Here is a 12,046-nt window from a genome sequence, read left to right on the forward strand (position 1 = left end):
ATGGCTTACAAACATATCCTTATCGCAGTCGATCTCTCCCCCGAAAGCAAATTGCTGGTTGAGAAAGCGGTATCCATGGCGCGACCGTACAACGCGAAAATTTCCCTGATTCATGTCGATGTAAACTACTCCGATCTTTATACAGGCCTTATCGACGTTAACCTCGGCGATATGCAAAAACGTATCTCCGACGAAACGCATCAGGCGCTGACAGAGCTTTCCACCAACGCGGGTTACCCGATCACTGAAACCCTGAGCGGCAGCGGCGATCTGGGGCAAGTGCTGGTGGATGCGATTAAAAAATACGATATGGATCTGGTGGTATGCGGCCACCATCAGGACTTCTGGAGCAAACTGATGTCTTCCGCACGCCAGCTTATTAACACCGTGCACGTTGATATGCTGATTGTCCCGCTGCGGGATGAAGAAGAAGACTGATATTTCACTAACGGCTTAACGTTAGGCTAAATACCGCCCGGCCCGCGCAATGCGGCCGGGCTTTTTATTGCTCACGGCAAACTCCACGTGCCTATCAACAAGCGTTGGCGCCGCGTTGTCGGGTTAAGCCCACAGATATGGCAGGTTTTTGGTACACCCTTACAGAGCGCAATCCATGCCGCCGTCTGCTTACTCTCCCAAACCGGGGTAGATATCGAAGCGATGGCTCTTCGTGACAACCGCCGATTGGGTCGCGATCCCCGCCAGCGGCGGCGCGTAATCCGGACGTTTAACCACCACGCGTTTGATGGCGAGCTGGCGCGCGGGCTCCAGTAAACCATCGGCATCCAGATCCGGGCCAACCAACGACTGAAACACCCGCATCTCCTTTTTCACCAGCGCGCTTTTTTGCTTATGCGGGAACATCGGGTCGAGGTAAACCACTTGCGGGCGCGGCGTAATATCCGCCAACCCCGTCAGACTGGAGGCGTGAATCAACTGCAACCGTTCACGCAACCACGGGCCAATCTCCGCATCGGCATAGCCGCGATTGAGACCATCCTCCAGCAACGCGGCGACAACCGGATTGCGCTCCAGCATCCGCACCCGACAGCCCACCGACGCCAGCACAAACGCATCGCGCCCCAGCCCGGCGGTCGCATCCACTACTTCCGGCAGATAGCTGCCTTTGATGCCGACCGCTTTCGCCACCGCTTCACCGCGCCCGCCGCCAAACTTGCGTCGGTGCGCCATGCCGCCTGCCACGAAGTCGACAAAAATCCCGCCGAGCTTCGGTTCGTCGCGCTTACGTAGCTCCAGATGCGTCGGCGTGAGCACCAGCGCCATCAGGTTGTCATTGTCCTGCTCCAGCCCAAAGCGGGCCGCAAGAACAGATAAGGCGCCGTCTCCGGCGCCTGTTTCATCCAGCAAACAAATTTTCAATGCGTTAGCCTTCGATACCGTAATGCTCAAGCATCGCGTCAATCTGCGGCTCGCGGCCACGGAAGCGTTTGAACAGCTCCATCGGTTCTTCCGAACCGCCACGGGTGAGGATGTTATCGAGGAACGACTGCCCGGTCTCGCGGTTGAAAATCCCCTCTTCTTCGAAGCGGGAGAACGCATCCGCCGCCAGCACATCGGCCCACAGGTAGCTGTAGTAACCTGCCGCGTAACCGCCAGCGAAAATATGGCTGAACGCATGCGGGAAGCGCCCCCACGACGGTCCCGGCACTACCGCAACCTGGCGTTTGATTTCTGCCAGCGTTTCGAGGATTTTCGCCCCTTGCTCCGGACTGAACTCGGCATGCAGGCGGAAGTCGAACAGGCCGAATTCCAGCTGACGCAGAATAAACATCGCCGCCTGGTAGTTCTTCGCTGCCAGCATTTTATCCAGCAGCTCCTGCGGCAGCGGTTCGCCGGTTTCATAATGACCGGAGATAAACGCCAGCGCTTCCGGCTCCCAGCACCAGTTTTCCATAAACTGGCTCGGCAGCTCGACCGCATCCCACGGCACACCGCTGATACCCGCCACGCCGGCGGTTTCAATACGCGTCAGCATATGGTGCAAGCCATGCCCAAATTCATGGAACAGGGTAATCACTTCATCATGGGTAAACAGCGCCGGTTTGCCGTTGACCGGGCGGTTAAAGTTACAGGTGAGATAAGCCACCGGTTTTTGCAGCGAACCATCGGCTCTGCGCAACTGCCCCACGCAGTCGTCCATCCAGGCGCCGCCGCGTTTGTTCACACGCGCATAGAGATCAAGGTAGAAGCTGCCGCGCAGCTCGTTGCTCTCGTCATACAGCTCGAAGAAGCGCACATCCGGATGCCAGACGTCGATATCTTTACGCTCTTTCGCGGTGATGCCATAAATGCGTTTTACCACTTCAAACAGGCCGTTTACCGCGCGCTCTTCCGGGAAGTACGGGCGCAGCTGTTCATCACTGATGCTGTAAAGATGCTGTTTCTGTTTTTCGCTGTAGTAGCCAATATCCCACGGTTGCAGCTCATCCACGCCGAACTCGGCTTTGGCGAAAACGCGCAGCTGCGCCAGCTCTTTTTCGCCCTGCGGACGCGCACGTTTGGCGAGATCGGTTAAAAACTCCAGCACCTGCGACGGGTTTTCCGCCATTTTGGTAGCCAGTGATTTAAAGGCGTAGCTTTCAAAGCCCAGCAGTTGCGCCAGCTCGTGACGCAGCGCGAGGATTTCCGCCATCACCGGACTGTTGTCCCATTTCCCGGCGTTCGGCCCCTGATCGGAGGCGCGGGTGCTGTAAGCGCGATACATCTCTTCACGCAGCGCCTGGTTATCGCAGTAAGTCATCACCGGCAGATAGCTCGGGATATCCAGCGTCAGCAGCCAGCCTTCTTGCTCTTTGGCTTCCGCCTGTGCTTTCGCCGCCGCCAGCGCGCTTTCCGGCATACCGGTCAGCTCCGCTTCATCGGTGATGAGCTTGCTCCAGCCCATGGTGGCGTCCAGCACGTTGTTGCTGTAGATGTTGCCGAGCTCAGAGAGACGCGCGGCGATTTCGCCGTAACGTTTCTGTTTCTCTTTCGGCAAGCCGATGCCCGACAATTTGAAATCACGCAGTGCGTTATCTACCGATTTCTTCTCAGCCACACTCAGCGAAGCGTAATGCTCCCCATCGCGCAGATCGCGGTAGGCGTTGTATAACCCTTCGTTCTGCCCTACCCAGGTGCTGTATTCAGAGAGCAGCGGCAGCGTTTGTTCGTAAGCCTCGCGAAGTTCCGGGCTGTTTTTCACCGAGTTGAGATGGCTGACCGGCGAAAACAGGCGACCAAGACGGTCATCCACTTCCGCCAGCGGCTGGCAAAGATTCGCCCAGGTATACGGGCCGCCCTGCGCGACAACGCTTTCCACCGCGTTCCGGCAATCTTCCAGCGCTTTGGTCACGGCGGGAACAACATGCTCAGGAAGGATTTGAGAAAACGGCGGTAGCACGAAAGGCGTCAATAAAGGGTTGGTCATATGCGCAGTCCTTGGAATGAGGTGAATAAAGCGCTTAGGCGCTTGGCAATGTTTTCTAGCATGGGGTTAAGTGTAGGAGATTTCAATCCCGCGCGATGCGCTTAGCGTGGGTATCGCTGCAATAAGCAGCAACGAAGAAAAAGCCCGGCGGCATTGCGCTCACCGGGCGTGAGTAGGGTGAAATTCAGCGCGTTTTATGCCCCATTTGAAAGGCGGCAGACAGGTCCACACGCTGCCAGAAATTCTGCTCGTCAGTCTCACCAGATAATGGATAACCCGCCGGGATCGCCGTTTTCACCATTAAGGCGCGCCGTTGGCTGGCGGAGAGATTCGGCAGCGCCGCTTCCAGCAGTACCTCAGCGCCTTGCGGTACCTTCAGTGCTTTCGCCGCTCCCTTCTGCTGCGGCAAATTGTAGGTCATCGTAAAACGGTAGAAATCACGCATTGCCGGGTCACGATAAGGGTCATCTTTACCGCCGCTTTGCGCACATTGCGCAAGGGACATGCCGCACTCTTTTTCCAGCGCGGCCCGTAACTGGTCGCGGGCTTCATTAAACATTGCGCGGTAAGCCGCGTCGTTCAGGAAATGCGCCACATTGCGCTGCGCCACCATACGTGAACCCATCACATCCAGCGGGTAATGCACGCCCAACACCACGCGCGAATAGCCGTAGCGCGCACCGCGCGTCATCAGCGCCTCAAAGCGTTCCGGGAGCATTTCTGCCATCAACAGCGAATCGGTATAACCGGTATTGGTATGCCCGCTGGGAAATGAACCGCCGTCTGCGGTGTAGGCTTTGTTATCTTTTATCACCACATCGTCCGGCACCAAGTGGATGGTGTTACCGGGAATGAGGAACGGGCGTTTGTAATCAAAGTGCTTTTTCGCCGCGCCGGTACTGATTTCCGTGGCTTTGATCAGCGCCGCCGCTTTCCCCAGTTCGCCTTTGTCATAAGCAGTGAGAAACGCCTTGCCAAGCTTTGGCCCCAGTGCATCGGCTACAAAGTAGAGATAACTGATCCCTTCGGCATCCGCCAGCGCCTGACGACGCAGGCCTTTGGTTGCGTCGAGGTTAATCGCTTCGACCGTTTGCAGGTTGGCATCCAGCGTCGTTTTCGGCAACGCGATAAATGAGGAGAGCAGCGCGATGCCAGCTTGCTGATTGGCTTTCACCTGGAAGTCATAACCTCGGGCTTTTAACCATGCGCTGTCCGCTTGTTGATGCTGGGCAGAATGCTCAAGCTGGTCGCGCGTGAGCGAGGAAGCGTTTCCCTGCAACGCCTGGCGCAGCCCCGCCAGCGACTGAGCTTCCAGCGCGACATAGGCCGGGCTTTCCGAGGCGGGCGTCGTGGTGTTCGCGATATCGCGCGCCTGCATGAGAGTCACATCTTTTGCCAGCGCCTGGTGAGTCAACAGCAGCGCGACGGTTAAAAGCGTGAGACGAGTCTTCATGTTTTATCCTTTTATTCAAACAATTACCTTGCCTGAAAATGACGCTAGCGCCGTTGTTTGACAGTTTTATGACGTGGTTATGTTTTGAAACCTTTTGCGCCGCGTTGAAACAAGCGGGCGGGTGTTACGGTAATCTGCGCTAATCTGCGGTAAACTGTGCGAAATCTCGTTTATTTTCCGGAATCTCAGTACCCATGCTCAGTTATCGCCACAGCTTTCACGCAGGCAATCATGCCGACGTCCTTAAACACACCGTTCAGAGCCTGATCATCGAAGCGCTGAAAGAAAAAGAGAAACCGTTTCTCTATCTCGACACCCACGCGGGTGCCGGGCGCTATCAGCTTTCCGGTGAACATGCAGAACGCACTGGCGAATATCTGGAAGGCATTGCCCGTATCTGGCAGCAGGATGATTTACCGGCTGAGCTGGAGCCGTATATGAACGTGGTGCGCCATTTCAACCGGAGCGGGCAGTTACGTTATTACCCCGGTTCACCGCTGATCGCCCGTGAACTGCTGCGTGAGCAGGACAGCCTGCAACTGACTGAACTGCACCCGAGCGACTACCCGCTGCTGCGCCAGGAGTTCCAGAAAGATAGCCGTACCCGCGTTGATCGCGCCGACGGTTTTCTGCAGTTAAAAGCCAAACTGCCGCCGGTTTCGCGTCGCGGTCTGGTCCTTATCGACCCGCCCTACGAAATGAAAACCGACTACCAGGCGGTAGTCAGCGGCATCAGCGAAGGTCACAAACGCTTTGCGACCGGTGTTTACGCGCTGTGGTATCCGGTGGTGATGCGCCAGCAAATCAAACGCATGCTGCGCGATCTGGAAGCCACCGGCATTCGTAACATTCTGCAAATCGAACTGGCCGTGCGCCCGGACAGCGACCAGCGTGGTATGACCGCTTCCGGTATGATTGTGATTAACCCGCCGTGGAAACTCGAAGCGCAGATGAACAATGTGCTGCCGTGGCTGCACAGCAAACTGGTGCCAGCCGGCACCGGGCATACGCTGATTCACCAGGTGGTGCCGGAGTAATCGCAGCCATTGGTGGAACCTTTTCGGCTGCGCGCTACAATCGCGAATATTTTCGACTTCGTTCAGGATTAAGGAAACAACCATGAGCAAACATTACGACTACATCGCTATTGGCGGCGGCAGCGGCGGTATCGCATCGATTAACCGTGCGGCTATGTACGGTCAAAAATGCGCGCTGATCGAAGCAAAAGAACTTGGCGGCACCTGCGTGAACGTCGGTTGTGTGCCGAAAAAAGTGATGTGGCACGCGGCGCAGATTTCTGAAGCGATTCATCTGTACGGCCCGGATTACGGTTTCGACACCACCGTGAATCATTTCGACTGGAGCAAACTGGTCGCCAGCCGTAGCGCCTACATCGACCGCATTCATACTTCGTACGATAACGTGCTCGGTAAAAACAATGTCGATGTGATCCGCGGTTTCGCGCGCTTTGTCGATGCCAAAACCGTGGAAGTGAACGGCGAAACGATCACTGCCGATCATATCCTGATCGCCACCGGTGGTCGTCCAAGCCACCCGAACATTCCGGGCGTGGAATATGGCATTGATTCTGACGGTTTCTTCGCCCTGCCCGCGCTGCCAAAACGCGTCGCGGTCGTTGGCGCAGGTTATATCGCCGTGGAACTGGCGGGTGTGATCAACGGCCTGGGTGCCGAAACGCACCTGTTTGTGCGTAAACATGCGCCGCTGCGCAGCTTTGATCCGCTCATCACCGAAACGCTGGTGGAAGTGATGGCGGCAGAAGGCCCGACGCTGCACACCCACGCGGTGCCGAAAGAGGTGGTGAAAAACGCTGACGGCAGCCTGACGCTGACACTGGAAGATGGTCGTTCACAAACCGTGGACAGCCTGATTTGGGCGATTGGCCGCGAACCGGCAACCGATAATTTCAACCTGGCGGTCACTGGCGTGAAAACCAACGACAAAGGGTATATCGAAGTCGATAAATTCCAGAACACCAGCGTACCTGGCATTTACGCGGTCGGCGATAACACCGGCGCGGTGGAACTGACACCGGTTGCCGTGGCTGCCGGTCGTCGTCTCTCTGAACGCCTGTTTAACAACAAGCCGGATGAGCATCTGGACTACAGCAACATTCCGACCGTGGTGTTCAGCCATCCGCCGATTGGCACCGTTGGCCTGACCGAACCGCAGGCGCGCGAGCAGTACGGCGATGACCAGGTGAAAATCTACAAATCATCCTTCACCGCGATGTATACCGCCGTCACCACTCACCGCCAGCCGTGCCGTATGAAGCTGGTGTGCGTTGGTCCGGAGGAGAAAATTGTCGGCATTCACGGTATCGGATCCGGCATGGACGAAATGCTGCAAGGCTTCGCGGTGGCGCTGAAAATGGGCGCAACCAAAAAAGACTTCGACAATACGGTGGCAATCCACCCGACAGCCGCAGAAGAATTCGTCACCATGCGTTAAGCAGCGGCTGCACGTTTTTACGGTGTGTTAAGCACGAAGAGAAGCCCCCGGCGGGCTTCTCTTTTTTACCGTCTTACCGGCGCGATTTTCTGAAAAAATAGCAACATTATTCAGCAGCAAAAAAGGAACCTTCAATGGGCTGGGAAATGCATATCACCCGGGCGGAATGTTGGGCGGAAAGCGAAACGCAGCCGATCGGCAGCGAAGAGTGGGTAGCGCTGATTAGCCGCGATAACGAACTCGCCTTTGATCGGCGAAATGGCGAATTTTACGCCATCTGGAAAGGGCAAGAAACCTGCTGGCTGGAGTGGCGTGATGGCGAAATCTACAGCAAATCGCCCACGCAGCCGCTCTACGAGAAAATGCTGGAGATTGCCACAGCCCTGAATGCGCACCTGCGCGATGATGATGATCGCCCTTATCTGCTGCCGGGGGATTTGCTCAACCCTTCGTGGGCACGCTCTGCAACCAAAACGTCATTGTGGCAAAAGATCATCCGTTTTTTTAAGAAGTGAGCATGGCGCGCTGAAGTTAAAAACTTTTTCGCCGCAGCAAATGGCTGGCCACTCCCCAGCGCACCACCTGGCAGGTGTCGTGGTCGATCTCCAGCAACGAATAACTGGCATTGGGATGGTGGTAACGCGCCACATTTTCGAGGGAATTTTCCAGCAATTGCGCTATCGCCGCCTGCATAATTTGCCCGTGCGACACCAGCGCTACCGTGTCATGCGGGCAGAGATCCGGCAAGCGGTGTAAAAAGTCGAGCAACCGCTGAGCGGCCTGCCCCAGCGATTCACCCTGTGGCGGTTGAAAAGCCTCATCATCACCGAAACGGGGATATTCCCGGCGAATATCGCTCAGCAGCCGACCATCAAACTCACCGAAATCCTGCTCCTGTAACGCCTCGTCGAGGCAGATACCACAGTGATATTGCTCAGCAATCAGCAAAGCCATCTGCTGCGCCCTGCCGAGCGGCGATGAGAAAACAGCGCCAGGGTGAATCCCCGCCTCCCGCAGCCCGCGAAGCAAAGCGTGGCCCTCTTCGCGACCGCGCGGTGTTAGCGGGCTATCTAGCCGGCCTTGAATGATACCCGCCAGGTTCCACTCGGTTTGCGGATGGCGTATTAAAATCACTTTCATCTAAATCCTCGCCGCCTTCAGTTCGTTAATCAGCCACTGCACTGCGGGCTGGTAGTCGAACAACCGGTGTGTCAGCAGCAGCAAATCATACGATGGCGCGCCTTCCGGCAACTGCATAATGCGCAGCGGCAACATGGTTGCCAGCTCCCTGGCAATGCGAAACGGCACACACATTAAATAGCCGGTCGCCACCGCCACGCGCCCGCCAACGGCGTAACTTTGCACCACCGTCGCCAGCGGCCGGTAGAGGTGCTGTTCGAGCAGCCAACTGTCAATATGATCCGCGCCGGAGCTGACCGCCGGTAAATGGATTTGCGCTTCACTGACCAGATGTCTCATGGTGAGCTGTTCCGGCAAATCGGTACGTTCGACCGAGGCGATAGCGACAAAGTGGTCGGATATAAGTTTATGTTTATTAAAATAATGGGGAATGTGTTGTACGTTATCGACGCCGATAAACGCATCCAGTTGCCCCTGCTCCACCCGCTCAACCTTGATGGTTTCTGAAAGAATATCCACCGAAAGCCGCACATTCGGCGCAATGGTTTTAAAGCGCGCGGTCAGCACCGGCATAAACATGAACTCGAAATAGTCCACCGCGCCAATATAAAACGTGTGTGCGTCGCGCAGCGGGTCGAAATGGCTTGGCCCGCGCGTGGCGGTATCCAGCTTGCTGAGCGCGCTCTCAATCACCGGGATCATCATCGCGGCGTACGGCGTTGGCTCCATGCCGTTGCGCGTGCGGATAAACATCTCATCGTTGAGCTGTTCACGCAGGCGATTCAGGGCATGGCTAAAGGCAGATTGTGACAGATTCGCTTTCAGCGCCGCGCGAGTCACGCTCTTCTCTTTCGCCAGAATCGGTACCAGCCGCAGCAAATTCAGGTCGATCACCACTATGCATCCTGTTCATGTTTTCATGATAACAATACATTTTATGCATAACGTATTTCGTTGCTATAGTTTGCAGCAAAATAAGTGCTGTCGATTTGCACTGCCTGAACCGAGAACAACGGGAGAGTTTTTTATGAGAAATGTAACCGTCGCCGCAACGCAAATGGCGTGTAGCTGGGATCTGGATAAGAACATTCAAAACGCTGAACGTCTGGTGCGTGAAGCGCACAGCAAAGGCGCGCAGGTGATCCTGATTCAGGAACTGTTCGCCGCGCCTTACTTCTGTATCGATCAAAGCCCGGAACACTACGCGCTGGCGCAGGAAGTAGCGAATAGCCCCCTGATCAAGCACTTCTCCGCATTGGCTAAAGAGCTGGAAGTGGTGCTGCCGCTGAGCCTGTTTGAAAAGTGCAACAACGCCTATTACAACTCGCTGGTGATGATTGACGCCGACGGCAGCGTGCTCGACACCTACCGTAAAACCCATATTCCGAATGGCCCGGCGTACCAGGAAAAACAGTTCTTTATCCCTGGCGATACCGGTTTCAAAGTGTGGAACACCCGCTATGCGAAAATCGGCGTCGGCATCTGCTGGGATCAGTGGTTCCCGGAAACCGCGCGCGTTCTCGCCTTGCAGGGCGCGGAAATTATTTTCTATCCGACCGCGATCGGCTCTGAACCCGCTTACCCGGATATCGACAGCCAGCCGCACTGGACGCGCGTGCAGCAGGGCCACGCCGCCGCGAACGTCATTCCGGTGATTGCGTCTAACCGTATTGGCACCGAAACCAGCAAATACATCGAAGGCCTGGAAATGACCTTCTACGGCTCTTCCTTTATCGCCGATCAAACCGGTGCGCTGGTTGAACAGGCAAACAAAACCGACGAAGCGGTGCTGGTGCATACCTTCGATCTCGACGCCATTGCCGCGCAGCGCGCCGCATGGGGGCTGTTCCGCGATCGCCGCCCGAATATGTACAGCGCGATTGCCACCTCCGATGGCAGCGTAAGGAGCTAAGCGATGTCACAGCTAACCACGCCGACAAAAGATGGATTCGCCATGCCGGCGGAGTGGGCGCCGCATCAGGCGGTATGGATGATTTGGCCTTACCGCACCGATAACTGGCGTGCTGACGCCGCGCCGGCGCAGCAGGCGTTTGCCGCTGTCGCCAAAGCGATTTCACGCAACACGCCGGTGATCATGGGCGTGCCTGCCGCCGAAATGGCCAAAGCGCGCGCCACCATGCCTGCGGACGTGACGCTGGTGGAGATGGAAAGCGATGACGCCTGGATGCGCGACACCGGCCCGACAGTGGTAATAAATAACGCGGGTGAAAAACGTGGTATTAGCTGGACATTTAACGCCTGGGGCGGGCTGAATGGCGGTTTGTATGCAAGCTGGGATCGCGATCAGTTGGTGGCCGGGCAGGTTGCGGCTTATCACCAGATGCCGTGCTATCACACCGATTTGGTGCTGGAGGGCGGCTCCATTCATGTCGATGGCGAAGGCACATTGTTGACCACCGCAGAGTGTTTGCTGAACCCGAACCGCAACCCGCATCTGAGCAAAGTGCAGATCGAACAGCAACTGCGCGATTATTTGGGCGTGACGCAGATTATCTGGTTGCCGGAAGGCGTATTCAATGACGAAACCGACGGTCATATCGACAACATGTGCTGTTTCGTCCGTCCTGGCGAAGTGGCCCTGCACTGGACAGATGACCAGAACGACCCGCAGTACGCGCGCTCCGTTGCCGCACTTGAGGTGCTGGAAAACACCAAAGATGCGCAAGGGCGCACGCTGAAAGTGTGGAAAGTGCCGTCTCCGCTGCCGCTGTTCGCCAGCGCCGAAGAGACCCGTGATGTCGAAAAAGGCACGGCGATTGAGCGCCACGAAGGCAACCGCCTGGCGGGTTCTTACGTTAACTATCTGGTCAGTAACCAGCAGATTATTTACCCGCTGCTGGACGCGGCCACCGATGGCGCAGCGCAGGCGCTGTTCGAAGAGATGTTCCCGGATTTCGTCATCACCGGCGTTCCGGCGCGTGAGATTTTGCTCGGCGGTGGCAACATCCACTGCATTACGCAGCAAATCCCGCGTTAATCATTACCCCGGCGGCGTTCGTCGCCGGGTTTTACAATGTGCGTGACATACGAATGTACTGCACTTCTTGTTTATAAAACGGCTCGCCTTGCGCCATAAAGCCAAAGCGCGCGTAAAATGCCGCCGCCGACGTTCTGGCATCCAGTTGCACAAAATCAACGCCCGCCCGGACTAACTTTTCCAGCACGCTCTGCAACAGAAAACGGCCATAACCTTGCTGCTGATGCGCTTGTAAGGTGGCGAATTTACGGATTTGACACCGCCGTTCATCAAGCATAAAAACCGATAAGCAACTGACAATTTTCCCGTCTTCAGCCACACCAAAATGCCAGGCGTCTTCATCGCCTTCTACGCGTGAAGCATTGCGGGCAAGATGCGGCCACAGTACCGTATGGCGGATATCGAGACATTGCTCTAACGTAATAGAGACGAGCTGCAAAGGCTTTTCCTCAGTCATTGCGGGGGTACGGACCGGCTACACCCCATGATTAGGTTCTGCGGGCGATTGTTCACAAATCGTTGCAAAACGAATGCTCCTAATTTCGCCGCGGCGTTA

Annotated in this window: 12 protein-coding genes; 6 read left to right on the forward strand and 6 right to left on the reverse strand. The window is 56.3% G+C overall.

The window, feature by feature from the left end:
- Entirely contained in the window at positions 1-438 is a 438-nt protein-coding gene (uspA, locus tag AAIG26_RS16540) for a universal stress protein UspA (RefSeq protein WP_007369617.1), read from the forward strand.
- A gap of 189 nt (positions 439-627) precedes the next feature.
- On the opposite strand, the gene rsmJ is transcribed toward uspA, so the two are convergent.
- The 3 genes from rsmJ to AAIG26_RS16555 form a co-directional block, all read right to left on the reverse strand.
- Positions 628-1,380 carry a 16S rRNA (guanine(1516)-N(2))-methyltransferase RsmJ gene (rsmJ, locus tag AAIG26_RS16545; RefSeq protein WP_343180996.1) on the reverse strand — a complete coding sequence of 251 codons (753 nt, stop codon included), beginning with the start codon at positions 1,378-1,380 and terminating at the stop codon, positions 628-630.
- A gap of 4 nt (positions 1,381-1,384) precedes the next feature.
- Positions 1,385-3,427: an oligopeptidase A gene (gene prlC, locus AAIG26_RS16550; RefSeq protein ID WP_343180997.1), complete on the reverse strand. Its 2,043-nt coding sequence runs from the start codon at positions 3,425-3,427 to the stop codon at positions 1,385-1,387.
- A 184-nt stretch (positions 3,428-3,611) separates the two neighbouring features.
- Complete coding sequence (locus AAIG26_RS16555; RefSeq protein WP_343180999.1) at positions 3,612-4,880, reverse strand: phosphatase PAP2 family protein; 1,269 nt, start codon at positions 4,878-4,880, stop codon at positions 3,612-3,614.
- 194 nt (positions 4,881-5,074) lie between these two features.
- Here AAIG26_RS16555 and AAIG26_RS16560 point away from each other — a divergent pair, with 194 nt between their 5' ends.
- From AAIG26_RS16560 to AAIG26_RS16570, 3 genes are all read left to right on the forward strand, one after another.
- Positions 5,075-5,917 (forward strand): 23S rRNA (adenine(2030)-N(6))-methyltransferase RlmJ, encoded by an 843-nt coding sequence (locus tag AAIG26_RS16560; protein WP_343181001.1) that lies wholly within the window; start codon positions 5,075-5,077, stop codon positions 5,915-5,917.
- Between the two features lie 82 nt (positions 5,918-5,999).
- Positions 6,000-7,352: a glutathione-disulfide reductase gene (gene gorA, locus AAIG26_RS16565; RefSeq protein WP_020455643.1), complete on the forward strand. Its 1,353-nt coding sequence runs from the start codon at positions 6,000-6,002 to the stop codon at positions 7,350-7,352.
- A gap of 134 nt (positions 7,353-7,486) precedes the next feature.
- Positions 7,487-7,867, forward strand: coding sequence for a hypothetical protein (locus AAIG26_RS16570; RefSeq protein WP_343181003.1), 381 nt, complete (start codon positions 7,487-7,489; stop codon positions 7,865-7,867).
- A gap of 16 nt (positions 7,868-7,883) precedes the next feature.
- On the opposite strand, the gene AAIG26_RS16575 is transcribed toward AAIG26_RS16570, so the two are convergent.
- On the reverse strand, positions 7,884-8,492 hold the full coding sequence (locus AAIG26_RS16575) for a histidine phosphatase family protein (protein WP_343181005.1): 609 nt from the start codon (positions 8,490-8,492) through the stop codon (positions 7,884-7,886).
- Entirely contained in the window at positions 8,493-9,386 is an 894-nt protein-coding gene (locus AAIG26_RS16580; protein ID WP_110093685.1) for a LysR family transcriptional regulator, read from the reverse strand.
- A 133-nt stretch (positions 9,387-9,519) separates the two neighbouring features.
- Between AAIG26_RS16580 and aguB the strand changes: the two genes are divergently transcribed.
- Together aguB and aguA are read left to right on the forward strand one after the other, a co-directional pair.
- On the forward strand, positions 9,520-10,404 hold the full coding sequence (aguB, locus tag AAIG26_RS16585; RefSeq protein ID WP_020455649.1) for an N-carbamoylputrescine amidase: 885 nt from the start codon (positions 9,520-9,522) through the stop codon (positions 10,402-10,404).
- 3 nt (positions 10,405-10,407) lie between these two features.
- Positions 10,408-11,490: an agmatine deiminase gene (gene aguA / locus AAIG26_RS16590; protein ID WP_343181007.1), complete on the forward strand. Its 1,083-nt coding sequence runs from the start codon at positions 10,408-10,410 to the stop codon at positions 11,488-11,490.
- A 31-nt stretch (positions 11,491-11,521) separates the two neighbouring features.
- On the opposite strand, the gene AAIG26_RS16595 is transcribed toward aguA, so the two are convergent.
- Positions 11,522-11,929: a GNAT family N-acetyltransferase gene (locus AAIG26_RS16595; protein ID WP_343181008.1), complete on the reverse strand. Its 408-nt coding sequence runs from the start codon at positions 11,927-11,929 to the stop codon at positions 11,522-11,524.
- Between the last annotated feature and the right edge of the window lie 117 nt (positions 11,930-12,046).

This window comes from Kosakonia sp. PSU_27, from assembly GCF_039409795.1.
GTDB lineage: Bacteria > Pseudomonadota > Gammaproteobacteria > Enterobacterales > Enterobacteriaceae > Kosakonia.